Genomic DNA, 25,599 nt, shown 5'->3' with positions numbered 1-25,599 from the left:
GGCAGCTCGAATGGAAATTGCGAACGAACCGAAGCATCAGATCTACAGTGCTCGTCCCGAGCTTGGTCAATTGGTCGAGGTGCGGCGACGCCAGTGGATCGTGGCAGACGTAAAGACGTCCATGTTGGACTCGTCCTCCGCGATTCAGAACTCCGTGAAGCTCTCATCTATCGACGAGGATGCTCTGGGTGAGGAACTTGAAGTCATATGGGAGATTGAACCCGGCGCTCAAGTCATCGAACGCGCGGGCCTGCCCGCCATTACAGGACAGGATGATTCGGACACGCTTGAGGCCTTCCTAGACGCCGTGCGCTGGGGTGCCGCCACCAATGCGGACAGAGGCTTTCTACAAGCGCCGTTCCGTAGCGGCGTCAGCATCGAGGACTTCCAGCTCGACCCACTGGTGCGTGCCATCGACATGGCCCGCGTTAATCTGCTCATCGCCGACGACGTCGGCTTGGGCAAGACCATTGAGGCCGGTCTTGTCATCCAGGAAATGTTGCTGCGGCACCGTGCCCGCACAGTCCTGATCGTCTGTCCCGCATCACTACAAGAGAAGTGGCGCGTCGAGACGCTGGAGAAATTCGGCCTCGAATTCCGAGTCGTCGACACGGCCTACATCAAACAGTTGCGCCGAGAACGCGGCATCCACGCCAACCCGTGGACTTCGCATCCGCGCTTGATCGCATCCATGGACTGGGTCAAGAGCGGCGAAGGACTGCGCGCCATGCGCGACGTTCTGCCAGCGCACACCAGCTATCCACGCAAATTCGACATGCTCGTCGTCGACGAAGCACACAACATCGCCCCCGCTGCCGGTGCGAACTACGCGCTGGAAAGTCAGCGGACGCGCTTCATTCGCTCCATCAGCCCGCATTTCCAACATCGCCTGTTCCTCACCGCAACCCCGCACAACGGCTACACGGAATCCTTCACCTCTCTGCTGGAGTTGCTGGACGACCAACGCTTCGCCAGAAACATCCTGCCCGATGAAAAGCAGTTGAGTCAGGTGATGATCCGTCGCCTCAAGAGCGATCTGGTCGATGCGGAAGGCAAGCCGCTCTATGCACAGCGCAAGCTGCAGGCGTTGCTGGCCTCGTACTCTACACAAGAGCGGGTCATTCACCAGAAGCTGAACGATTACTGCGCGAGCCGGGAACAGGACGCAGAGAAAGCAGGAAATGCTTTCGGCACATCGTTCGTGAACCAACTGCTCAAGAAACGGCTCTTTTCTTCTCCTGCCGCCTTCGCGTCCACCCTCGAGAAGCACATTGCCAGTCTGGCCAATGGCCACCAGCGCAAGGACAAGGAAGCAATGGCGGACCGCATTTTGCGCAAGGCCATCCTGCGAGTCGATGAAGACTACGCCAACGACCAAGAGGTCGAAAACGCCCAGTCAGAGGCCGTCGAAGAGGCTTCACGTCGTGCGCAATCGCTGACGGCAGATCAGCAACAAATGCTGAACGAACTGAGATCGTGGGCGCAAACCGCCAAGAATCAGGTCGATGCCAAAGCCAAAGCCGTCCTCGACTGGCTTACGGCCAACCTCAAGACCGATGGTCAGTGGAATGATCGTCGGGTCATCTTGTTCACCGAATACCGCACCACGCACCAGTGGGTGCACGAGATCCTGGCCAGTCACGATTTCGGTGGCGATCGTCTGGCCATACTTCACGGCGGCATGGCGCAGGACGAGCGCGAGAAAGTCAAAGCGGCCTTCCAGACATCGCCCAAAGATTCGGCGGTGCGAATCCTGCTGGCCACCGATGCCGCATCCGAAGGTATCGACTTACAGAACCACTGTAACTGCCTCATCCATCTAGAGATCCCTTACAACCCCAATGTGATGGAGCAGCGCAACGGTCGTATCGACCGACACGGTCAGCGCCAAAAGGAAGTGCTGATCTGGCACCCTGTCGATGGCGGCGAGCAGGGCAAGGCAACCATCGGCGGTCACGGTGACGACATCATCCGGGCGCTGCGTAAACTCGAATCCATGCGTTCGGACATGGGCAGCGTCAACCCAGTCATTGCGCCGCAGATGTCAGGGCTGATCGAAGGTTCACTCAAAGACCTCGACACCCGCCTTGCTGAAGGCAAGATAGCCAAGGCCAGACGCTTCGTGCGCGCCGAGCGCGAACTGAAAGACCGGGTCGCCAAGCTGCACGAACGGCTTCTGACCACGCAGCAGGATTTTCACCTCACGCCAGAGCACATCCTGATGGCGGTCAAGACGGGCCTCAAGTTGGCAGGCCGCCCGCCACTAGAGCCCGTTGCTTTGCCTGATGCCCCTGCTGGCACTGTATTCATAATGCCCGCGCTGTCGGGCTCGTGGGCGCGCTGCCTCGAAGGCTTGCGTCACCCCCACACACTGCAAATTCGGCCCATTACCTTCGATCATGCCGTCGCCACCGGGCGTGACGACGTAGTGCTGGTTCACCTGAATCACAGACTGGTACAGATGTGCCTGCGCTTGCTGCGCGCCGAGGTCTGGGCGCAGGACGATGTGAAAAAGCTGCACCGTGTCACGGTGCGTTCGGTGCCGGACGCACTGATCGATGGGCCTGCTGTGGTCGTCATCTCGCGGCTGGTCGTCACGGGTGGCAACCATCATCGTCTCCACGAAGAACTAACGGTCGCCGGGGGCTATCTGAGCGACAAATCATTCCGTCGTGAGGAAGGCGTCACCAAAGTCCAGCAATGGCTAGATCAAGCCAAACCTCTGACAGCCCCAGACTCTTTGTTCGATGCCATCCGTGTGCGTTTCGACCGTGAGCAAAGTTCTATCCTGCAGGCGGTTGACGCCCGCTCGAAAGACCGGCTGAAGTTCTTGACCAACACCCTGCAATCCCGTAAGCAGCAAGAAGTGGCCGACATTGGAACCGTGCTTGATGAGCTTGAGAAAGCCATCCAATTTGAGCTGAAAAAGGATCAGCAACCTGCGCAGTTATCACTCTTCACCGAAGACGAACGAACACAACTCAGGCGCGACACCGCCGCATTGGAGGCGCGTCTTGCCCGCATTCCAGCCGAGCGCCAACAAGAGGCCGAGGCCATCGAAACCCGCTACGCCAAACTGAACGACCGCACCTTCCCGGTCGCCGTCATCTTTCTGGTGCCTGCATCTGCTGTTCAGGGAGGTGCCGCATGAGTGCTCCCAGCGTGCACGATGATTGGCTGTCGCTGATCGAGATCTCTGGCCCGTTCCTCGCCGTTCCCGTTCTCAAGGAAGCCTTCCCACAAGGACTGGAAGAACTGGATGCCACCAAGCGCAAACGTCTGCGCCAAGCCTACGAGGAATGGCGCGAAGCGCTGGAGCTGGAAGACGCGCAATTTGCTGAGTTGCACGTGGCCTGGCTCAACGAGGTGTTGTCACGTGGCCTTGAGCTCGATGAAGACGGCAAAGGCGACGTTCTCAAGCGCGCCGACTGGTGCGCCGCCAACCTCAAAGCCAGCTTGCCCGAACATGGCGTAACGCTGTCGCCCGATCTTGCGGTAGTCGATGAGCAAGGCGCCAACAAGCCGCTGATGCTGATCCAGACCTATGCGCAAGAAGTCGATCTCGATGCAACACTGAAGCTGGACGGCTGGGCCGCCATACCCGCCGATCGCATGGTTGCTTTGTGTCGCTCACTCGGTTGCCGCCTCGGGCTGGTGACCAACGGCGAGCGCTGGATGGTGGTGGATGCCCCGGTCGGTGCCGTTACCACTTTTGCCAGCTGGTATGCCCGCATCTGGAGCCAGGAGCCCATCACCCTGCAGGCATTCGTACACCTGCTCGGCATTCGTCGTTTTTTTGTCGATGAATCCGAACAACTACCCGCACTGTTCGATCGCTCCCTGAAGTTTCAGGACGAAGTTACGGACGCCCTTGGCGAGCAAGTGCGTCGCGCCGTCGAAGTGCTGATCCAGGCGCTCGACAAGGCTGACCAAGACCGCAGCCGCGAGTTGCTGCGCGGCGTGAAGGAAGCCGAACTCTACGAAGCCGCGCTGACGGTGATGATGCGGCTGGTCTTCCTGCTCTCCGCTGAGGAGCGTGGCCTGCTGCTCTTGGGCGACGAACGCTACGAAGCCAACTACGCGCTCTCGACCTTGCGAATGCAATTGCGCGCCGAGTCGGATGAAATTCTAGAGCGCCGCTGGGACGCATGGTCACGCCTGCTGGCCGTGTTCCGCGCCGTGTACGGTGGCATCAAGCACGAAAACCTGCGTCTGCCTGCGCTGGGTGGCTCCCTGTTCGATCCGGATCGTTTCCCCTTCCTTGAAGGCCGGGCCAAAGGCTCCGATTGGCGCATCGACGTCGCCAAGCCCCTGCCAATCGACAACCGCACCGTCCTGCTGCTGCTCGAAGCCATCCAGCAGTTCCAGGGGCGCACGCTGTCCTACCGGGCGCTGGACGTCGAACAGATCGGTTACGTCTATGAGGGTCTGCTGGAGCGCACCGTCAAGCGCACCGCCGAGGTCACGCTGGAACTCGACGCCACCAAGAGCGCCCAGTCGCCTTGGGTCACGCTGGCCGAACTCGAATCCGCACGGCTGGACGGTGCCGAGCGACTCGCCGAACTGCTCCAGCAGCGTTCCGGCAGTTCCGCCAGCCGTGTGCGCAACGATCTCAATAAGTCTCTCGACAATGAACTTTCCGGTCGCTTGCTCACTGCCTGCAACAACGACGAAAAACTGCGCGACCGCATCAAACCCTTCGGCCATCTGGTGCGCACTGATCCTTGGGGCTATCCGCTGATCTACCCAGCCGGAGCCTTCATCGTCACCACCGGCTCCGATCGCCGCGAAACCGGCACCCACTACACGCCGAAATCGCTCACCGAAGCGATCGTCGCCGAGACACTCACACCCATCGCTTACATCGGCCCGGTAGAGGGAAGGCAACGCGTGGATTGGGCACTGAGATCGCCCGCCGACTTACTCGAACTGAAAGTCTGCGATCCAGCCATGGGCTCGGGGGCTTTTCTCGTGCAAGCCTGCCGATGGTTGGCCGACCGGTTGCTGGAAGCTTGGGCGCAGTGCGAGGTGGAGGGCAAGATGATTGGTGTCGATGGGCTGTTGGCAGATACCAATGCCAACGTCGAGAGGCTGCCGCGCGATACCGAGGCACGCACCATCGCCGCTCGTCGCCTCGTTGCAGAACGGTGTCTCTATGGCGTCGATCTAAACCCATTGGCAGTCGAGCTGGCCAAGCTCTCTATCTGGCTGGTAACGCTGGCTAAGGATCGCCCTTTCGGCTTCCTTGATCACAGCCTGCGCTGCGGCGACAGCTTGTTAGGAATCCATCGGCTGGATCAACTCACCCAGCTTTCGATGAATCCCTCGGGTCAAGACCAACTGCGCCTTTTCAGCCAGAACATTGAGCAAGCAGTATGCGAGGCCATCGAACTCCGCTCGCGTTTACGTGAAATGCCCATTCGCGACATCCACGACGTGGAGGCCATGGCCTATCTGGACGCTGCTGCACGTCGCAGACTCGAAGTACCGGACTGCATCTGCGATGCATTCATAGGAGAGGTGTTTGAGTCTGGTGGCCATAGCGCAGGACTAGAAAACGCACTCGCGTCTCTAGCCATTCAGGCTGGACAAGCTATCGACGGTGACGAGAGTGCACTGGAATCGATGCGCCGTCGATCGGTTGCTGCGCTCTCAATTGATATGCCCACCAACAAGTCGGCGCGGCGACCTTTTCACTGGCCGCTTGAGTTTCCAGAGGTTTTCGTTGGTCCTAGAAGCGGCTTCGATGCGATTGTCGGCAACCCGCCGTTTTTGGGGGGAAGACAAATGCCGGGAAAGCTTGGGATCCACTATCCGGAATACCTCCGAACGACGTTCGGCACATCGGGACCAGCAGATCTCGTCTGTTTTTTCTTTCGGCGTGCGACGATGCAAATAATTGGTCGGAGCGGTTGCTTTGGCCTAATTGGAACAAACAGTCTTTCCGAAACAGTAAATTCTGAGGCCGCACTCAGGCCTGCTATCGCAAGCGGCATAACGCTTTATAGAGCCTACAAATCAGTTCCATGGCCAGGAGTGGCAGCGGTCTCTATTTCCATGATCTATGGATTCAATGGGTCTTGGCAAGGCAAAAGGCTGCTTGACGACGAATGCGTCGAAGAAATATCACAAGGCCTCGACGCTGCTGGCCACGCGGGAGATATCCGTCTTATCGGGCCAAGGTTTCCAACGTCGCAAGGCGTCAATCTATTTGGACAGGCCTTTGTGATTGATGGTGACAAAGTTATGCCGCTGGCGCAGAAAAACCCAGAAATCAAAAATTACCTGAGAATTTTTGTGAATGGTGACATCTTGAATGACACACCATCCTACACGTCCACTCAACATGTAATCGATTTCGGAGAGAAAAATAAAACTGAAATCGATGGATGCCACGAAATCATTGACGAATTATCTGAAAAAATTTCATACGAGCGCCGGAATCAGACTAGGCAAGTTCATGAAAGCCGTCCTTGGCTACACTGGGACAAGCGAACGCGATTTCTTGAAGCCGCACGTCAACGGAAGCAATTTTTTGCATTGACGATTGTCTCCGCTTACTTCGTGGTTCACAAAGTATCAACCATTAGTTTGTATGCCCACGGAGTCCAATTGTTTGATAGTGAATCGCAATTTGATTTTGCAATTCTCCAATCTTCTGTGCATGAGTATTGGGCGCGTTTTACTTCTGGGTCGCTTGGTCAAACTCTACGCTATACAGCCTCGAAGTGCTGGGCGACTTTGCCTTGGCCATTGAATGTTTCGGATGAGACGGCGAACGTCGCCGGCCAGCTCCTGACCTTCCGCTCAGAATTGATGGAGCGAAGGGGTTGCGGAAGCAATTCAATATACGAAGAGTTTCATGATCCAAAACACCATTCCGCAGATATAAATAGATTGAGGGAAATGCATCAGGCTTTGGATCGCAAGGTCATGGATGACTATGGCTGGAGCGACATTTGCACCAACTATCAAATGGTCAAACAAGGCAAGGCGACCCGACTATCGATATCAGAAGACTCCCGCAGAGAGTTAATTAAGCGTCTTGTCTTGCTAAATGCGAAGAATGCTCCGCCTGAAACCAAAAGGAAACAGAAGGCATTAACTACCACTCGAACTTCTTTGCCCGGGCAATCAGATTTTAATTTCGAAAGTATCGCGAGTGAAGTCGGTACGCAACTTCCTTGCAGCCTCTCTGTCGTAGATTTTCTGAAGCAGCGGCCTGGCTGGCATGCCAAGGCTGACATCGTCATCGGTGCTGGGATTTCGGAAAGGGAATGGAGTGGCGCAATTGCTGAACTGACTGCGAGTGGCGAAGTTGAACGGCAAGGGGAAAAGCGAGGCACACGTTACCGCGTCAAACAAGGAAGCGGATCATGAAATGGAAGCCGTCGTCGCACGGAATCTTTCCAACACGATCCGAAGCGCATCAAAAAAGGGAGGTCAACACATGACAAAACCAAGCACTGATACCGCTCAGGCGAGCCCGACGAAGCAGTTCTTCGTATCAATGCTCACGCGTGACATCAGCCTCGCCGATGCGATTCTCGACTTGCTCGACAACTGCCTCGATGGCGCAATGCGGCTGGCCAACGGGAATGGCGTCGAATACGCCAAGCATTTCGTGGACATCGAAATTGCCGACGACCACTTCTCCATCGCCGACAACTGTGGCGGCATCCCACGCGATGTCGCCAAGAACTACGCGTTCAAGATGGGGCGCGAACCCGATGACGAGCGCGATTCGGATGCCGAAACCATCGGCATGTACGGCGTCGGCATGAAGCGCGCGATCTTCAAGATGGGGCGCAACGCGTTGGTGCGAACTCGGCATGGCGAGGATACGTTCGAGGTGCCCATCACATCGGAATGGCTGGATGCGAAGAACTGGGACCCGCTTCCCATCAATGAACCGACCGAGGCAGAGGAAAGGCTGGACGAGCCCGGCACCAAGATTCACGTCACTGACCTGTATGAAGGCGTCTCGCGGCACTTCGCCAACAGAGCCTTTGAGAACGAAGTGCGCACCGCTATAGCGGAACACTTCACGATGTTCATCCAGTGGGGCCTGAGGATAAAACTCAATGGAACACTGGTGGAGCCCGTGCGTGTCGAGGTGCTCGTTTCGGCAGACGAGAAGAGTCCTGCCCCTTACATCTACCAGAAGACGATAGATGGCGTGCTCGTCTCGATCACCGTCGGCCTCAACACGGGGAAGAGTCTTGGAGATGATGATGAGGATGAAGCGGGATTTGAACGTGACCGCTCGTCTGCCACTGCGGGTTGGACGGTGCTTTGCAACGACCGTGCGGTCATCGTTGGAGATAAAGGTCGTCTGACGGGCTGGGGCGACGGCATTCCGCTGTACCACCCGCAGTTCGCCATCATCACCGGCATCATCGAGTTCCGTTCCAAACACGCCGACAAACTGCCAGTAACGACGACGAAGCGTGCACTCGACACCTCGTCGAACGTCTGGCTGGAATCCCTCGTCAAGATGAAAGAGGGCATGCGCATCTGGATTTCGTACACGAACCAGTGGAAAAACCATCCGCGCGCCGATCAGTCGAGTCATTGGGAGTCTGCCAAGCCGATGCCGTTGAGTCGCGCCATTGAGGTCGTGTCCGCTCGCAGCGCCACGCGAAAGATTGCGGACACGATCGAATTCAACCCACTGAAGGCGAAGGTTTTGCCAGAGCCGGAAGACAAGAAACCATCGTCCCGGAAGATCGTCTTTTCGCGTCCTGCCGAGGAAGTTCGGCTCGTCTCCAAGCTGCTGTTCGATGACCCGGATGAAAAGGCTGGCATCGTCGGCGATAAGTGCTTCGAGATGCAGCTCACCAAGGCCAAGAAGCAGGAGAGCTGACGATGAGTGCTGGATCGTCGCTGCCATACCGGTTACGGCCCAACAAAGCCGTGGATCGTGAGCTGTTCCTTTCGCTGCTGATGCGCCTTGCTCCGAAGCTCGCGCTCGAAAATTACCACTATGTCGGCCTGGGTGGGCCTTTCCTCGAAGACTTCCGGCTGATCCACGGTCGGGTCGGCATCGCCAAAATGACCTGCATCGAGACGGAGGAGCAGGTTCACAAGCGCCAGCTGTTCAATCGTCCTATCGCCTCAATCGAGTGCGTTCACAAGAGTCTCGAAGACTATCTTGACGAAACCAATCTCGATTCACCCGCGATCATCTGGTTCGACTACACGGAACCCAAGGGCATCACCTCACAGATCGAGCGGTTCGCGCGCACCATTGGCACCGTCCCGATCGGCAGCGTTTTGCGGATTACTCTAAATGCAAATCCCAGCTCACTCGGCAGGCCGGACGGAAATCTTTCAGAAGCAGAGCTTATGGAGTGGCGACTTCAGGCATTCCAAAGGCGCCTCGGTGCACTTTTCCCGCATGGACTGATTGCAGATGGGATGAAGCAAGAGAACTTCGGGAAAAGCCTGCTTCATGCGCTCAAGCTGGCAGTTGAAAAGGAAGTTCTCAGTTTTCGAGATCGCCGTATCGTCTGGGCACTGGCCACGCACTACGCCGACGGGCAGGCGATGGTGACGGCGGCCCTCGTGGTCTGCCAGAACGACGACAAGACCATTGAGGAAGTGGTACAGGCATGGGAGTTCCATGCGACGACCGACGCGCCGCATCGGGTCGATTTGCCTGCGCTCTCTACGCTGGAGCGACTGACAATGGAATCGAACGACGACGCCCGGGCCAAGATGGGTTTTGACCTGCCGATGTCAAACATGGGCGAGAACCCGTTCGATGTGTTCAAGAAGTTCTACCGTATCTATCCGCATTTCTCGCGGATCGAGCTTTAATCCTCGGAATTGAGGACGCAAACATGACACCCCCCCCCAATGCTTGGATCGCCATTGATTATGGTCTTTCCGCTGATCCCGCGCTGGCACCCTATACGTTGCGGCTGAAAGGCGAGGGTTCACTGTACCAAGGCATCGCCGATGACGATTGGGTGTTGATCCTAAACACCGCTGGTCACATCACCCGGGTCGGGCGGGTATTGCGGGTTCGGTCTAACCTTCAAACCACCACGATCTACTTCGACCACATGCTGTTGGTCGATCCGGCAGTCTCGATTGGTCTTGCCTCGCTCACCCCGCCATCCACCGGTAGCGTTGGCCGCATTCAGTGGACGGACTTTCTGGAGTCGCTCCCCAAGGCATTGAACAATACCATCGACGAAGTGCCGATCATTGAGGATCAGGCCTATATACGCGAGCTGCTGCAATTGGCCGTGATGGACGACTTGCTCGGCCCCGCTGACGGCCCCCGTGAACGCATCGTCGACATGGGTGTGCGGGATCGCTATCTGGTTGGCAAACTGGCCCCCCGTGAGGCCGCACGGGGTGGCATCGAGGGGTTGGACGGACCACTGGCCAATGACGACACCGAAGAGCCCACGGAGGCTAAGGCTCCCGGACGTCACGAGCCTGGGGCGGAGTTTGGAACGGCCACCGGGCGTGTGGAGCCGGAATCAGATTCGGCGGACGAGATTGATGCCGCCAGCAACCAGTCTCTGGTGCCCAGTAGTTTGGGCATGACTTTCTGCGTTGATGGTGACGCCGACAGGATCGAGATCGAAGCGCGTTGGGGCCGGTACGAGCGCGTGCCGAATGACGAGCATGAGCTGCTCAAGTCCAACGGGCAGAAGGCCAAGGTGTGGCAGCGCATTCCTTGCGGCGGCAAGATCGTGCTGCCGCTGACCGAAGGCGCGATACCGCACCAGGCACCCGACAACGAGTTTCCCGAAGTGCGCGTGCAGGGTTCCATTCGGGCCAAGAATGCCAATGGCGATCGCCTGGTCACCTTGTTCCTGGTGAATGCGCAGGAGGAGCCGGACACCAACCGCGATACGGCGTGGGTGTTTCAGCCCGAATTGATCGTACGCGCGGAGACCGATGCTGCCAAGCGCGCCATCTTCCGGCGCAGGCCGGTGCTGGACGCAGACGGTATGGACCCGGAGCGAGAAGCGCTGGAGATGATCTACCGCAACCGCGTCGAGTTCGCCGTGGGCCATGGTGTTGCCGTACACGCCGACACCACAGATGACGTTACCCTGGCCACCGAGGTGCGTACCACGGTGATGCCGCAGTACGAGGTGCAGGTCACGGAGACGCCAGGCCTTGATCCATCCGATCGTCCGGCAATGCGTCAGATGGTCAGCAGTGGCTTGCTGGATATGCAGAGGCTGGCGACCTTGGAAATAGATCCGCTGGTCGATGCCCTGAATACATTGACCCGAGATTACGCTGCTTGGATTGATGAACAGCGCACTCGCATCGGGGACGAAGTCACCGGCTACGACACCCAGTCGCAACATGCGATGGATCGCTGCCAGGAGATCCACACTCGCCTGCAGCAGGGTATCGACACCCTGAAAACCAATGAGAAAGCGCTGGCGGCGTTTCGCTTCGCCAATAAAGCGATGGCCACGCAACGCGTGCGCAGCCAATACGCGCTGGCCATGCGTCGGGGTGAGGATGTCACCATCGACAAGTTCGATGTGCTGAAAAACCGCAGTTGGCGTCCATTCCAGTTGGCATTCCTGCTGCTCTCGATCCCGTCACTTGCAGATCCGAGTCACCCGGATCGCGTCCAGCCCGTCGAAGCCTATGCCGATCTGCTGTGGTTCCCCACCGGCGGCGGCAAGACCGAGGCCTATTTGGGCGTGGCGGCCTTCACCATGGCCATCCGGCGCATGCAGGGCAATCTCGGCGGGTTCGACAGCTCGCGCGGTTTGGCCGTGATCATGCGCTACACGCTGCGCTTGCTGACGCTGCAACAGTTCCAGCGTGCCACGGCATTGATCTGTGCCATGGAAGTATTGCGACGTGAAGCCCTGGACAAGGGCGACAAGTCCCTCGGCGCGGAGCCCTTCACCATCGGCCTGTGGGTTGGCAACAAGGTTACGCCGGGCACGACCGAGGACAGTCACCGCGCCATTGAGGATGTGCGTAATCCCGGAAAGTACAACGCCGGAGCTGCATCGCCCGCGCAGCTCACCAGTTGCCCGTGGTGTGGCTCAGAAGTGGCCCCCGGGCGGGACGTCGAAGTCGACAAAGGCTCTGGGCGTACCTTCGTCTATTGCGGCGACAAGAAGGGTCGCTGCGATTTTTCCAAGGGCAAGTCCAGCAAACAGCCGCACCCGGGGATTCCGGTGCTGGTCGTGGACGAAGAGATCTACCACCGCCCACCCACGATGATGATCGCCACCGTGGACAAGTTCGCCATGATGGCGTGGCGTGGTCAGGTGCGCACTCTGTTTGGTCGCGTGGGCCAGGAATGCGAGCGCCACGGCTTGCTTTGGCAAGGTGCCGATTGCAATGGCAATCATCAAGCGGGCAGAGGCTTACCTTCCACCAAGGTGAAGGCCATCAACCCGATCCGTCCACCCGACTTGATCATTCAGGACGAGTTCCACCTCATCAGCGGGCCGCTGGGCACCATGGTGGGCTTGTATGAGACCGCCGTGGATGAACTGTGCGGCTGGACGCTTGATGGCAAGACGGTCAAGCCAAAGATCATCGCCTCCACGGCAACGGTGCGCAAAGCCAAGGAGCAGGTGAACAACGTTTTCATGCGTCGTGTGTCGGTGTTCCCGCCGCATGGACTGGACGTGGAAGACAACTTCTTCTCGGTGCAACGCCCGATTGAAGAAAAGCCCGGGCGGCGTTACCTCGGCGTGTGCTCACCCGGCAGTTCTCGCCCCGCGATGTTGATCCGCGTCTATACCGCGTTCCTGACAGCAGCGCAGGAACTGTTCGATCACTTCGGAGAACCTGCTGACCCGTACATGACCATGGTCGGCTACTTCAACTCTCTGCGTGAGTTGGGCGGGATGAAGCGGCTGGCAGAGGACGATGTTCAGACGCGTTCTTACCGCGTGCAGATGAGCATGGTGGAGCGCCCCGCACTGGCACAACGCAGCATCAGCAACATTCGCGAGCTGACGTCGCGGGTATCGAGTCAGGATATTCCCAAGTACCTCGACAACCTGGAAGTCAAGTTCAAGTCCGAGTTCGACACTGCCACCGGCAAGTATGTGACCCGCTGGCAGGAAGGTGATACGCGCGCCATTGATGTGGTGTTGGCGACCAACATGTTGTCAGTGGGTGTCGATGTGAACCGGCTTGGCCTGATGGCCGTGAATGGACAGCCCAAGGGAACCGCCGAATACATTCAGGCCACCAGCCGTGTCGGGCGTTCCTTCCCGGGCTTGGTCTGCACGGTGCTGACTTGGGCCAGACCGCGTGACCTGTCGCATTACGAAACCTTCGAGCACTATCACGCCACGTTCTACAAACACGTCGAGGCGCAATCGGTAACGCCATTCTCGCCACGCGCGATGGATCGTGGTCTGACAGGCTCGTTGCTGAGCCTGATGCGTCTGGAGAACGACGAGTTCAGCCCGAACGAAGGTGCTGGCCAACTGAGCATGTCCAATCAAGTCGAGATCGTCGATGCCATCAAGGTGTTGGCGACTCGCGCGGGCAATGTTGCCGAAGATAACGCGCGTAAGCAGTTGGCCGAGGCTGAACTGAAAGAACGCGCCGACGAATGGGCAAAGGAAGTCAGCAAGGGCGGACGCATCTTGGCCTATGAGAAGCGCGGCCCTGAGAAAGACAAGACCGTTGCACTGATCAAGTCGCCGGGGCTTCAAGCCTGGGACAACTGGACCGTGCCGATGTCGATGCGGGAGGTCGAGCCTGGCGTGCGCCTGATCATGAACACGAGCCATATTACGGACGATCACGATTGGAAGCCTCGTCCCGCAACGAAGGATGAGGACTGAACATGATCATCAACAACAAGACCCCAGTCGGTGAAGTACGCCCCAGCCAACTGCTGTGGACATATGGCCCCGGGGCGCTGATCGACTTGCCCAGCCTTTCCGTAGTGACACTTGGCATCGACCGCTGGGAAAAGGATCGCTGCCAGCCGATTCAAGAGACACGGCTGCTTGCTGCCGTTCGCAAGGTTCTGGGAGCGCAGGTCGAGAACCTGCGGATGCCGCCATTTCAGAAAAGCGAGCTCGTCGACGTCTGGTCGGCCGAGGCCAACATTGGAGTTCCCGTCCGGCCATTCCCGCGCTGGATGCGCTGCGTGAAGTGCGGCCTGCTGTCGCCCTTCGATGCTGGTCTGTTCGAGATCAAGGAGAACCGCTTCAGGCCGGAGCGAACCCGCTTCGTTCACAAAGGCTGCCGTGGTTCCAAAGGCGACCAACCGGCCAAGGATGCGGATGCCGTCCCCGCACGTTTCCTGTTGGCCTGCCGCGATGGGCACCTCGACGATTTCCCTTGGCGCTACTTCGTCCATGGAGGCAACAGCTCGTGCAAGGGCACGCTGCGCTTCTTCGAGAGCGGCGCATCGCTACAAACCGAAAACTTGTGGGTGAAGTGTGATGCCTGTGGGACCTCGCGAAGCATGGCACACGCCTTCGGCAAGGCAGGAAAAGAGAATCTGCCGGGTTGTCGAGGGCGGCATCCCCACCTCGACCACTTCGATCAGGAATGTGATGAGGAAGCGCGCGCGGTTCTGCTGGGGGCCACGAACAGCTGGTTCCCCATCACGCTCTCGGCGCTCGCGATTCCTCAGACCAAAGACCCTCTTAGTCAGCTGATCCAGGATGGTTGGGAGTTTTTCGAAGATCTGGATTCCGAAGCCGAAGTGTCAGTGACGGTGAAGGCACTGAAGAAGACCGGGGCGCTGCCAGGAATCGATAAATATGCTGCGGCCGCGATCTGGACGGCCATTGAGGCGCACCGCTCCGGCGGCGGGCAGGATGTTGTGAGTGAGGCCGATATCAAAGGTCCCGAGTGGGATGTTTTGACCGAGGCCAATCCGCCCACGGATTACCCACACTTCATGAGCAGAAAGGTCGGCACGCCACCAGGACTCGGTGGCCATATCAGTCGAGTCTTGCTTCTCGAACGTTTACGCGAGGTGAATGCGCTGCTGGGCTTTACTCGAGTCGAAGCGCCCGAAGAATCCGGTGATCCCGATGAACGCCCACAAATGGCTGGCCTGTCGCGCAGCAAGCCAGACTGGGTGCCAGCCAACCAAGTTCACGGTGAAGGAATCTTCATCCAGTTCGATGAAGCTGCGCTCGTCGAGTGGGAGGCTCTGGATGGCGTCAAGAAGGTCGATCAGATGCTCCGTGGTGGCCATAGGGGATTTCGCAATTCGCGTCATCTCGACCCGAACGACGGCTACCCCGGCATTCGTTATGCAATGCTGCACACGCTTTCTCATCTGCTGATTCGAGAGTTGGCGCTGGAGTGCGGATACAACGCCGCGAGCATTCGTGAACGCATATATGCGGACACATCGGGCGATAGCCCGCAGGCAGGCATCCTCATCTACACAGCAGCGGCCGACTCGGACGGCACGCTGGGCGGCCTCGTCGATCTCGGCAAACCAGAAAATCTTGGCCGCTTGCTGGAGCAAGCGTTGAATCGTTCGAAGATCTGCTCCTCTGACCCACTCTGCTCAGAACATGATCCGGCGAAGGATCGTTCCCTGCATGGAGCTGCCTGCCATGCGTGCAGTTTGGTTGCGGAGACCTCATGTGAGCGGGGCAACCGCTATCTTGATCGAGCACTGCTCGTGCCGACACTGGAACGCGCAGACGCTGCTTTCTTCAAGGGTTTTTAACGTGGAAAAGCTCTTGGACGCGGTGGGAGCTGTGGTTTGTCTTGTCTCTCCGGAGAAGGTTCAGGCAATAGCTAACCGGATTCGTCGAACCGAAGCCAGAAGAGCTATCGGCCAACTTTCAGACTTAGTCGGCACGCCCACCGCAGCGGGGGTCATTGATAAGCTCGTCGAGACGTGGAGTGCTACCAGCGTTGGAGCAGAGGAACTTGCGTCGATGCTGCTCGCCGCCAGCCACGTTTTCACCAAGGTGGCGAGTCAGCAATCCATTGAGCTCGTGTGGACGGGTCCGACGACACCGCTCGTGTCAGCCAGAAGAACCGAGCAGGCTTTGTTGCAGGTCATCAACGCCGCCGAGCACACCCTGTTCATTTCCAGTTTCGTTGCCTACGACGTCTCGACCATCGTGAAAGCGTTGAATGCTGCGGGCGATCGTGGTGTGACCATCAATATGCTGCTTGAATTGTCTCTAGATCACGGAGGCGCCATCTCGTTTGACGCGATCGGCAAGATGCGGGTACTGGTGCCCGTGGCGAAACTCTATGCGTGGCGCGAAAAGGTCGGTCCGTTCATCAATGGATCTGTCCACGCCAAGGTCGCCGTCGCCGATGGCCATGTGTGTTTCATAACCAGCGCGAATTTGACGGGACACGCAATGGAAAAGAACATGGAGGCTGGCGTTCTTATTTCTGGTGGAAAGCTTCCAAAGCTACTTGAAGATCATCTTCGCGCACTCATCGATACGAACGTGATAACCCGGATGTGAGCGCTATGCATTCCAGATGGCTGATTTGGCGCGGAGGGAGTTGACTAAGTCTCCCGGGCGTGTTGTCTCTGTTGGTTGAGCATAGATTGATCAATCAGCCTGAAGCATGAAGAGTCAGCGCCTTGGCCGTCCAAGCACCCGCAGGAAGTCCGGCCGGGGCGTGTTCACATTGGATTCCGAGTTCGGGCTAAGAGGCCCTGTCAACACCGCAGTGACCGTACGTTTAGGCACCATTTGCGCCGCCCGGCGGCGTCGCCAAGGCAACAGGTCGGACGCAGTCTCTTCGACGTCCCTCCTTATGCGCTGCAGGTCGGGCGTCGGCTCCGCCCGCGCGGCCAATCGGGCCTTCATGCGCATCAGCTTCCCCAGTTGCTCGTCAAGAGCCAGCACTTGTGCATTCTTGGTCCGAAGACGGGCATTTAGACTGGCGCGGCCCTTGGCCGCTGCCCCCTTCTTGCCGACATGCACGGTTGGCAGACGGGCGATTCCCCGTGCCTTGAAGCTCCGGTGGTCAACACGTTCAGCGGACCCTTTGCGCGCCAACGCGGCGTTGACAGAGTCCTGCCATCGTGGCCGAAGCCACGAAACGGAGTCCGCAGCGCCACTGCGTCGGCAGGCGATGGGGTCGAGCCGCTCCACCTTCTTGCCGAGCACACCGTCTGCTGCGACAGCGCACGCGGTCATCAGCAGATGTGCGTGGTAGTTCCGGTCATCACCATCACGCGACGGCGCATGCAGCGCGCAATCCACGCCAACGCCGAACTCGTCGGCAATCTCGCGTGCAAAGCCAAATGCCAACTCGGCGCGATCATCAGCATCAAGCTCAGTGGGAAGCGCCAACACGACCTCCCGCGCGAGGACGGCATCGCGCCGACGGTGGTGCACTTCGACGCCGTTCCAGAACTGCTGCCGGTCGTCCACATGCCGACCGCCTGGCAGCTGAATGCGCGCATCGAGCACACCGTGTCGACGACGGTAGTCGAAGACCAACCCGGTGCGCTCATCGCAGATCAGCACGCCGGTACGGTACGCAGCGGCAGCCGTCGCCGAACGGCCGCTAGCGCGTGCGATCGGTGCGCGTGCACTCAAGTGAAAAATGGCCATATGAGTTCTCTCAGGGTGTCGGGGCGCAGCCCTGACCGCACGTAATCCTGCGAAGGGGGATTACTCTAAGTGCGCCCTTCGGGGGCAGGCCGTCCGTGCCTTTCTTCCAATAGCCATTCGCAATATGGGCCAAATGAACAGGGGCAATCAGTACCGCGCAGCCCCACAGATGGCTCGCCGATTCCTACACTTGTAATGAGCAAACGTATCCAGGAACGGCCATGACATCCAGAAGCATCGAGTCCATTGACCTCAAACTGCAGCAGCTCAGAAACCAACGGTCTCAACTGCTAGCAAAGCAGTGCGACAAAGAGCGCAAACGCAGTACGCGCCAAGCGATCATCATTGGCAAATGGATCATGACCAAACAGGCCGTGCTCGCGGCAGCGATCGCACAGGAGCTGGAGCGTGATCAAGATCGCGCGGCGTTCGGCTTGCCGCCGAAAGCTGAAAAGACTCCGCGGATCCCGGGCAATACGCACGTAGACATCCTGCTTCCGCTGGACGACCACCCCGCATCTCCATCAACAGGTGTCCAGAACCCCGAGTAACCGCAACGCCCAGCGCGCCGAATGCCGCAGCTGGGCGGTTACCCGCCGCGCCGGCCCGCGTCAGCTCGATGTGAAGCCCATCGCCGGCCGACGATGCTGCGCGCCGTCCATGCGAAGTGCCGGCCAGTCCTCCGCGTTCAGATGATCCCGTTGTGCCATCACGGCGTGTGCGAATGCGATCTCCATCGCGAGCTTGATGGATCGCGGACTCATGCCAGCAATCTGCCGGTCCAGCGCGTCGGGCAGCTCTGCCGAAAACTGCACTCTCATCTTGCGAATCAGCTCGGCCAGGATTTCCCGGGCGATCGTGTTGAGCTGCGTCGGCGATGGCTGTGCGATGTGGAACACGAGCATTCGCGAGCGCAGCGGGGCCGGTACCTCGCTCAGGTCGTTGGCTGTGGCGACGATCCTGAGATGGCTGGCGTCGAACTCCAGGTCTGGCAGCGATTGGTCGACGAAATGCTTTGCTGTGTGCTCTTCCAGTAACGAATACAGCGGCCCAAGCGTGCTGTACCCGATGGTGTTGGCCTTGTCGATCTCATCGAGGACCACCAGGCCATTGGCCACAGGCGCATGCCCAGCTCGGCCCCACGCCAGCGATTCGAACAGCTGACCGGGCGAGGAGTTCGACCAGAAGGTGCTTGAGCCCGCGATCGTGCTGGAGTTCGTCTCCGCCGCCACCGACAGGAACAAGGGCGGCGGCGTGCCAAGAAGATCAGCCAGCGCATTGGCGAAACGCGTTTTGCCGATGCCCGGACCGCCTACCAGCAGGAGGGGCGCCAGCCGATGGGGCAGCCCTTCCGAACATAGCGCAATGTGCGGACGAATCGCAGTCTCGATCGCTTGCTCGAAATTCGGAAAGCTCTCTACCAGAGCATCAAGCCGACGCTGCCAACTGGCTGGGATCGATGCCATTGGCCGGCTGAGGCCACTGAGCGCGAGACGCTCCAGGGTCTGCGCGATTCTGCGGCCGGCATCGCCGTCACGCCCTTTGACACGCTGTTCAAGCTGCTCTGCATTCTCGGCGAATCGGAACACATCGATGGGGTTGCACTGACGCGGCCCGGTGACCAGTCCTAGCAGGTCGAATTCGCCCTCGACCGGAGGCAGATCGAGGTCCGGCACGTCCTCCATCGCCAGAGGCTTGGCCTCGCGAATCTCGGCGGCGAAGCGTCGGTTGTGCAGTTCCTGCAGGACGTCGGCCAAGCTCGTGAGGGTCGTATGTTCGAGATCACCACGGCGTGGCGAGAAGTCGAACATGATATGGAGCGCGCCGCACACCTTCACGCAGTTGACGGTGGCTCGACGCGGTTGCCTTCGCCCCAGAATCAGCACACACGAGCGGAGGAACAGTTCGCTCAGTTGCCTTCCGTCGCGCGTGAGTGCGGGGTCGAGCCGAACACTCAGCCAATCGGGGCATTGGAACAACGGCAGTACCTCGGCCACGCCGACGGTAGTCTCAAAAAGGTTTTCGGTCATCAGCATCTCGCAGTTGGGCGGACGAAGTCCGCGATGACGCCGTCAAGTGCGGCGCGCCAACTGGAGGTATGAATGACCTATCTCCGCAATCTGCGTATTCGGCGACCAGACAGCCACTGGCCGGCTGCCGTGAAACGGCATGACGTCAGGGTGGCGGGGGTGGATCGCATTGCGTAGTGGAGTTGACCAATGCCGTCACTGTACGGGCTGCCGAAGGTCAACGCAAGAAACTGCCGCGCTACTGGCGGCACCACGGCAACTACAGATCGTCCGGATCTTTGAACTGTTCCGGATCGACCAGGTCCTTGAGCGGCACACCGACCGCGTCGGCAAGCAGCGCCATGTTGTCGATGGAAATGTTTCGCACACCGCGCTCGACGCTGCTCACATAGGCCCGTGTCAGGCCTGCGTCGAACGCCATGACTTCCTGGGTGATATCTCTGTTGCGCCTGGCGCGGCGCAGATTTCGAGCAAATACGGCTCGCGCAGTCAATGTTTTTGCTGTCTTCTTCATACAGAAGAAGCGTGTGTTGCAGGCGCGCAAACCTCCACTCACTTTGCTGTACATAATGACAACTTTAAGATTCAATAAGTTTTACAATAGATTCAAAAAACAAACTCCTGTTGTCTTCATGACGACTTTGGGGATCAACACACCGCATGTCCAACGCCGCCCGCCCTGAAGCCTTCGCCGAGGCCGCCAAATCCGGCCTCACCGCGGCCAACGCCGCCACGCTCGCGACCTGTACCCTCGTTGGCGGGGCGCTGAGCGTGTTCGCAGATGTCGCGCCATCGGGCTGGAGCCACGTGATGGGCTTCGTCGCACTGGCAAGCTGGCTGTGCAGCATCACCCTGGCGCTGTACCTGGCCGGCCGCAGCACTCGGCCGCAGGAGCCCCGAGGCCTGCTCACGGCAGTGGCGGACGGCGTGAGACTGGCTGCAGCCAAGCCTGGCATCGCGGCCATGGCCGTACTGATGACGGCGGGGGCTGCCTTCACGGTCTGGTCGAGGATGCATAGCGATCAGGGCAGCGTGCTGCGCTCGCTGGTGGCGACGCAGGAACGCGCAGCTGCAGCCGCGGAAACCGCAGCGGAGCGCACTGCCGCAATCCAGGCCGACACACAGTCAATCCGTTCGGCCGTCGGCCGGCCAGCGACTCCAGCGGAGCTGCTCGTCCAAATGGGATACGGAACGGGCGACAACGACGTGTGCCGCGCGATCAGCACTGCTGCGGTCAAGGCGCTGCAACTCATGCAGCAGATCGCGGAGTTCAAAGCACGCCTGTCTGTGGCGCTGGGTGGCGGGCAATACGCACTGTGCATCGAAGAAGCGCTGGCAGAGCCTGCCCGCGGGCCGGCTGTCGCCCTAGCCCTTCAGGAGATCGACATCAGCCCCGAAGACGTCAGCCGGCTGTATGTCGCTCAAACGATCGGCTCCAGCAACTCTGGGGCACTGCGACCGCTTGAAGTGCTGGCGAAGCTGGGAATCGAGCGTGATCCACGGGCGAGGCTGACATCGGCTCGGGCTACGCCGCTGATGTATGCGGTCTGGACCGACAACCTGCCTGTGGCCGAGGCCCTGCTTGCCAAGGGCGCAGATGCGAACCAGACCAGCCGCTTCGACTATGCCCTCGGAACCAAAATGACCAGCGTTGCCGTCTCTCCGCTCGCTGAGGCGCAAAGACTGGGCCGGCCGGCCCTGCAAGAGATGCTACGGGCAGCCGGTGCCCGTGTGGAGATGCAGCAACTCCCCTATTTCAGATGACGTTCCCCGTCAGCGCTTTTTGTTTCAACCATAAGGGGTCGTCATGATCGAATCGCTTCTTCTCGTCTTCTACGCGGCTGCGTCCGTCGCTCTGGCGGTGTGGGTCCGCCGCACGTTCAGGCTGCGGCTGGACTGGGCACATCCCCGCATGCGCAAGCCCATTTTCGATGGGCATGTGCGCAGCACCGGCGGCAATGGAGCCCTGGGCGCAGCTGATGCGGTCAGCACTGCGGCTCTGGCCAGTGCGTCGCCAAACGCAGTGATGGTGTTCGTCATCATCGTCGCGGGTCTCATCGGCGGTGTCATCGGCGCCGGCGTGCTTCCTGCTCTCGTCGGTGGCGTCGGGCAGCCCGGATGGCTGGGCATGATGGCTCTGGTGGTAGCCACCCTGGCCTGGGTCTGGATCGGCGGATCCCTCGCGCTGCCCATTCTGGCCCTGGCCTTCGGCCTCGCGCCGATCCTGGCCGGCCTGGCGATGCTCGGGTTCATCGGCATGATGCTCGGGCAAACTTTCGGCTCCGGGCATCCAGGCCTGTTCGCCTCCACCGGAACATGGCAAGCTGGCTTCGGCGCACGGATGGACTACAACCTCTGCGCGGCCGGCACGGCAATGATCACGCTGGGGAACCCACAGGAGATCGCGCGGAAATGCAAACAGAAGGTCGTCGGCGCGCACCCCGTCGAGGGGCGATTCGCCGGCGTCTACAGCTGTCAGCCAGGCCAGCGCGTGGCGGCGATCGTGGAGGTTCGCCCCTACGGCCCCTTCCGGGACGGACTGAAGACTGCCGAGTTCAGTTTCGGCGATCGACCTGAGGCCATGTTTCCGACCGGAATGTTTGCAGGCGTTATCCGCCCGAGCGGCGCTGTGGGCGAATTTCGATCGGACGAGCTCAAGTGGATCCAGAAGCCTACAGCCGGCTGGGGCAAGCCGGATCAACTGGCCATCACTGCACAGCCGGCTGGCGGCATCAGCGTGAAGCTCCTGAATACCCCCTGCACAACACTCCAGGCTCAGCGATGCGAACCCGCCGAAGCCGGGCGGATCCCCACCTGCGAGAAAGAGCTCGCGCGGCAAGGCGTCAAGCTCTAAACGCCCAGGACGTTGGATGAACTGGGCAAGGTGATGGCCGATCAGGAGGCTCGGCAGGCCCGTACCCGCTGAGCCTCGCCAGATCACGCAGCGTGACGCTGATCGTGTGGCGCTGGAGCTGGAGCTGAGTCTGGAGTAGCGCCAGTGGCGTTCCGGGCTTCGCGCAGCTTTGCGATTTCTAGCACCTGTTCAGCGCAGAGCGTTTTCAGAGCAACAACCTCCGTGGAAAGTTGCCACATCTTCTGCTGTGTCAGCAGGTGAGCTTCCTGTGCCTCTTTTTGCTCGTCTTGCAGACGCTGGCGTTGCGTCTCGATCTTTCTTTCGCGTTCAGAAGCATCGTTTGCCCATTTCTCCTGCTGCTTCGCTTGCACTACTGCCACCGCTTCTGATTGCCTGGCCCGGGCAAGGGTCTCCTGACTAGCTTTCTCGCGTTCCTGGGAGTCCTTCAGCGCCTCCTTGAGAGGGATCAGTGACTTCACAATCTGCTCAGAGGTAGCGAGCTCCAGGCGCAGCGATTCAATACACGCACGTGCTTGGGAGAGTTGTGCTTCGGCATCAGCGTCCGCAGCAGCCAAGGAATTGCGCAACCGCTCGTTCTCACGATCACGCTCCTGCAGTTGCACTTGGCACTGGAGCAACTGCGCCTGCGCCGCAGCCAGTTCTTCTGAGTGGGCCATGAACAGGGCATCGAACTCGCGCACGTGGGCTGCAAGTGCGTTGAGGCCATCTTCCGCTGCTTTGGCGCGCAGCTCGGACTGTTCAGTGGCTTGGGCCACTGCTGTCTCGATATCGAAGACCATCATGCTTTCGATGGCGGGATTGAGCTTGATTTTGCTTTCGCTCTTCGCCTTCTCTGCTTCATTCAAGACCCGAAGTTGTTCGGCCACTGCGTTGATGTCGCGTCCCAGGAATTTGCTGAGCGAGCGCACGGTTACCTTCCAGCCGTTCTCTTCAAAATGTCGTTTACCGGCATCCACTTCGATGGGGTTGAGAGCCATGGTCGTAATGTCTTTCTGGTTGAATAACGATTGCGTTATGGGTTGTTCTTGGTCCGGTGTTATGGACCGTTATGGGTTATGCCGTGTTATGGCCGTCAGGTGATTTCATGAAGCCCGCATCCGGTGGTCCACGCGACGAGCCCCGCCTACATGGGAATCGCGCGCACGGCCGCTCCTGCCGCGATGCAACACAACTTGCTCGATACGTCGCATGTCCCCGGAGATGCGTGCAGATACAAGTCATGCCATCTCCATGGACCGGAGGTACGCCAGATACCCGTCTCGACGCAAGCTTTCGACAACGAGCCCGGCGCGGTGCGAATCGGAGTCGGCGACGTGTTTCAGGCGCAGCTGTGTCAACACGACGGACGCTTGGACCTCGTCTTCGGGAGCGATGTACCTGTAGATCCCGCTTCCGGAAAATGCGGATTTGCCATCCTCAGCATCCCTGGGATACAGCGCGCTGCCTTCGATCGTGTCGGTGTCCTTCACCACGGCATCAATCTCATGCTGGAGGTGCCTGCCATCCGTGAAGGTGCTGCCGCCCTTGACATACAGCGTGGCGAGGGGCGCACTGTGGCGTTCGGTGAAGGGCGATGCGGTCCACAGCACGTGCGCGGCACTGACCAGTCCGAGTGACCTCAGCACGTCCAATGCAGCGGCAGCCCTTTCTTCCGGCGTCTCTTGGCGACGACTGGGCAGGTCTTTGAACAGCTCGTCCGCATACTCAGCACTGATGCAGGGGAAACCGTTTTCCCGGACCAAGACCAGGCAATCTCCATCGTTGTGGAACAACGGCATGACATGTTCAAGATCGCGGATCGGCCCACCCCCGCTGTACGGCGACATAAGGCTGCAGGCGACCCGGGGATCCACTCCGGCATGGCGCTCCAGGTCAAAGTGCCCCAGCAAAGCGCAGTACAGCAGCAGGGCGTCCGTGAAGGGCCTCCCCCCGCGACGGCCGACCTGGGCGTACATCATGCGCATGAAGTCCGAATTCACACCCTTGACACTCCGCCGCACAGGACGCTTATCCGCCCCGTGGTAGGGATCCAGGAAGCGCTGGTCGATGTCGACAAGGTCGTCGATGCGCTCCGGATCGACCAACCAAGTGACGGCATGCCCGGCGGTCTTTGCGCTTGCCTCTTCCAAGTCAGCAACCGCGGGTGGCCGCTGAAGCGCATTGATGCCCAAGAGTTCCTCCACAAGATCAGGCACGCTGCTCTTGCGACTCAGCCCAGTGCGGTTCTCGACGGCTTTGGCGCCGTGGGTGCAGGCCCTTGGGTATTCGGTGTTCGTGTGGTCGACACCTGCCGCGAGTGCGAAGTACGCTGCGACCGCCCGCTCGCAAGCGTTTTGGTTCACGTAGCGCAGACCTGAGAAGGAGATCTGGAAATAGACACGGTCTTCTGACTCGTCTTCCAGCACCCCTGCAACTTCATCTGGCGTTTCGGCTGTTGTCATGCCACTGCGCCCTTCGAAACCCTTTTTGTCGCTTCCTTTGTGTTGGGTCGCGAAAAACGATGTGCGCTGACTTCTTTCCTATGAGCAATTGATGCTTGGAAAAATGGAAGCCTTGATTCCTCGAATGCTTGAATCGTTGAAGTGGGAAGGAGTTCGGATTCAGCCGCTCGCAGTGCGGGTTTCAGCGCATTTTGGATACAGCGGAGAACCATCCGAAAGACCGTCAAATGCATGGCGGAAAACCATGTGCCTTTGGGCGTGTAGGGTGGCGGCGAGCCCAGACGGTGGGGTGAAAAAAACATGGATTGATCCTGTCGTACGACCGCGGAATGCAGTCGATGCATCGCAGTCTGCCGACCGGTCTAGACGGGATCAATGATTTTTCGAGCCACCCAAAACGCCGAGATTTCTTGATTTTCCGGAATTATGAGATTCACTCAAATGCGAGTTACCTGAAGTGACTCAACGACTTATCTAAAAATATGTGATGTTGCTCAATGGTTTATGTTGTACTTGCTACTCCATCGGCTTGTTAATGTAAAGACACGAATGATATGTTGCAATAAAACAACACACAATGATGGATAAGCGTTTTGTGACTCTTAGCTCTGATCAAGATATATTTTTCGCCTGCAACGATAAACTTTGTAGCTGAATCGAACCGCACAGGCGGTCACGTCACCCGGTTGATGCCGCGTCTCGCGCATGGC

General features: G+C 59.1%; 16 protein-coding genes. 10 read left to right on the top strand and 6 right to left on the bottom strand.

The annotated features are described in order from the left end of the window. Positions 1-10: 10 nt before the first annotated feature. From drmD to drmC, 7 genes are read left to right on the top strand one after another with little or no spacing between them, the layout of a single operon-like run. Entirely contained in the window at positions 11-3,151 is a 3,141-nt protein-coding gene (gene drmD / locus ACSQ3D_RS06730; protein ID WP_436126335.1) for a DISARM system SNF2-like helicase DrmD, read from the top strand. Then, a complete protein-coding gene (locus ACSQ3D_RS06725) occupies positions 3,148-7,380 on the top strand; it encodes an Eco57I restriction-modification methylase domain-containing protein (protein ID WP_436126334.1) in 4,233 nt (1,410 codons plus the stop codon). The genes drmD and ACSQ3D_RS06725 overlap by 4 nt, the downstream gene beginning before the upstream one ends. Then, positions 7,310-8,866, top strand: a complete 1,557-nt coding sequence (locus tag ACSQ3D_RS06720; protein WP_436126333.1) for an ATP-binding protein — start codon at positions 7,310-7,312, stop codon at positions 8,864-8,866. The genes ACSQ3D_RS06725 and ACSQ3D_RS06720 overlap by 71 nt, the downstream gene beginning before the upstream one ends. Positions 8,867-8,868: 2 nt before the next feature. Beyond that, complete coding sequence (locus ACSQ3D_RS06715; protein WP_436126332.1) at positions 8,869-9,822, top strand: O-methyltransferase; 954 nt, start codon at positions 8,869-8,871, stop codon at positions 9,820-9,822. A gap of 23 nt (positions 9,823-9,845) precedes the next feature. Further along, positions 9,846-13,814, top strand: coding sequence for a DISARM system helicase DrmA (drmA, locus tag ACSQ3D_RS06710; protein ID WP_436126331.1), 3,969 nt, complete (start codon positions 9,846-9,848; stop codon positions 13,812-13,814). Positions 13,815-13,816: 2 nt separating this feature from the next. Next, positions 13,817-15,676 (top strand): DrmB family protein, encoded by a 1,860-nt coding sequence (gene drmB / locus ACSQ3D_RS06705; protein WP_436126330.1) that lies wholly within the window; start codon positions 13,817-13,819, stop codon positions 15,674-15,676. A 1-nt stretch (position 15,677) separates the two neighbouring features. Further along, positions 15,678-16,439, top strand: coding sequence for a DISARM system phospholipase D-like protein DrmC (gene drmC / locus ACSQ3D_RS06700; RefSeq protein WP_436126329.1), 762 nt, complete (start codon positions 15,678-15,680; stop codon positions 16,437-16,439). A 114-nt stretch (positions 16,440-16,553) separates the two neighbouring features. Here drmC and ACSQ3D_RS06695 read toward each other — a convergent pair whose 3' ends face one another. Further along, positions 16,554-17,543, bottom strand: a complete 990-nt coding sequence (locus tag ACSQ3D_RS06695) for a MobA/MobL family protein (RefSeq protein ID WP_436126328.1) — start codon at positions 17,541-17,543, stop codon at positions 16,554-16,556. A gap of 221 nt (positions 17,544-17,764) precedes the next feature. On the opposite strand from ACSQ3D_RS06695, the gene ACSQ3D_RS06690 reads away from it, so the two are divergent. After that, complete coding sequence (locus ACSQ3D_RS06690; protein WP_436126327.1) at positions 17,765-18,094, top strand: hypothetical protein; 330 nt, start codon at positions 17,765-17,767, stop codon at positions 18,092-18,094. A 60-nt stretch (positions 18,095-18,154) separates the two neighbouring features. Here the strand turns inward: ACSQ3D_RS06690 and ACSQ3D_RS06685 are convergent, their stop codons facing one another. Then, positions 18,155-19,573 (bottom strand): AAA family ATPase, encoded by a 1,419-nt coding sequence (locus tag ACSQ3D_RS06685; protein ID WP_436126326.1) that lies wholly within the window; start codon positions 19,571-19,573, stop codon positions 18,155-18,157. Positions 19,574-19,832: 259 nt separating this feature from the next. After that, positions 19,833-20,087: a helix-turn-helix domain-containing protein gene (locus tag ACSQ3D_RS06680; protein WP_284406290.1), complete on the bottom strand. Its 255-nt coding sequence runs from the start codon at positions 20,085-20,087 to the stop codon at positions 19,833-19,835. A 146-nt stretch (positions 20,088-20,233) separates the two neighbouring features. Between ACSQ3D_RS06680 and ACSQ3D_RS06675 the strand changes: the two genes are divergently transcribed. Together ACSQ3D_RS06675 and ACSQ3D_RS06670 are read left to right on the top strand one after the other, a co-directional pair. After that, the gene (locus ACSQ3D_RS06675; RefSeq protein ID WP_436126325.1) at positions 20,234-21,337 is read left to right on the top strand and encodes a hypothetical protein; all 1,104 of its coding nucleotides are present in this window, start codon (positions 20,234-20,236) and stop codon (positions 21,335-21,337) included. A 43-nt stretch (positions 21,338-21,380) separates the two neighbouring features. After that, positions 21,381-22,427 (top strand): hypothetical protein, encoded by a 1,047-nt coding sequence (locus tag ACSQ3D_RS06670; RefSeq protein WP_436126324.1) that lies wholly within the window; start codon positions 21,381-21,383, stop codon positions 22,425-22,427. A gap of 83 nt (positions 22,428-22,510) precedes the next feature. Here the strand turns inward: ACSQ3D_RS06670 and ACSQ3D_RS06665 are convergent, their stop codons facing one another. The 3 genes from ACSQ3D_RS06665 to ACSQ3D_RS06655 all read right to left on the bottom strand — a co-directional run bounded on the left by ACSQ3D_RS06665 (position 22,511) and on the right by ACSQ3D_RS06655 (position 25,191). Continuing rightward, on the bottom strand, positions 22,511-23,425 hold the full coding sequence (locus ACSQ3D_RS06665) for a hypothetical protein (RefSeq protein ID WP_436126323.1): 915 nt from the start codon (positions 23,423-23,425) through the stop codon (positions 22,511-22,513). A gap of 240 nt (positions 23,426-23,665) precedes the next feature. Further along, entirely contained in the window at positions 23,666-24,889 is a 1,224-nt protein-coding gene (locus tag ACSQ3D_RS06660) for a hypothetical protein (RefSeq protein WP_436126322.1), read from the bottom strand. Continuing rightward, on the bottom strand, positions 24,886-25,191 hold the full coding sequence (locus ACSQ3D_RS06655) for a hypothetical protein (protein WP_436126321.1): 306 nt from the start codon (positions 25,189-25,191) through the stop codon (positions 24,886-24,888). The genes ACSQ3D_RS06660 and ACSQ3D_RS06655 overlap by 4 nt, the downstream gene beginning before the upstream one ends. Between the last annotated feature and the right edge of the window lie 408 nt (positions 25,192-25,599).

This window comes from Acidovorax sp. LjRoot117 (assembly GCF_964252695.1).
Classification (GTDB): Bacteria; Pseudomonadota; Gammaproteobacteria; order Burkholderiales; family Burkholderiaceae_C; genus Acidovorax.
Note: the sequence above shows the minus strand (reverse complement) of the source record. Positions and strands in the feature narration are given on the sequence as shown.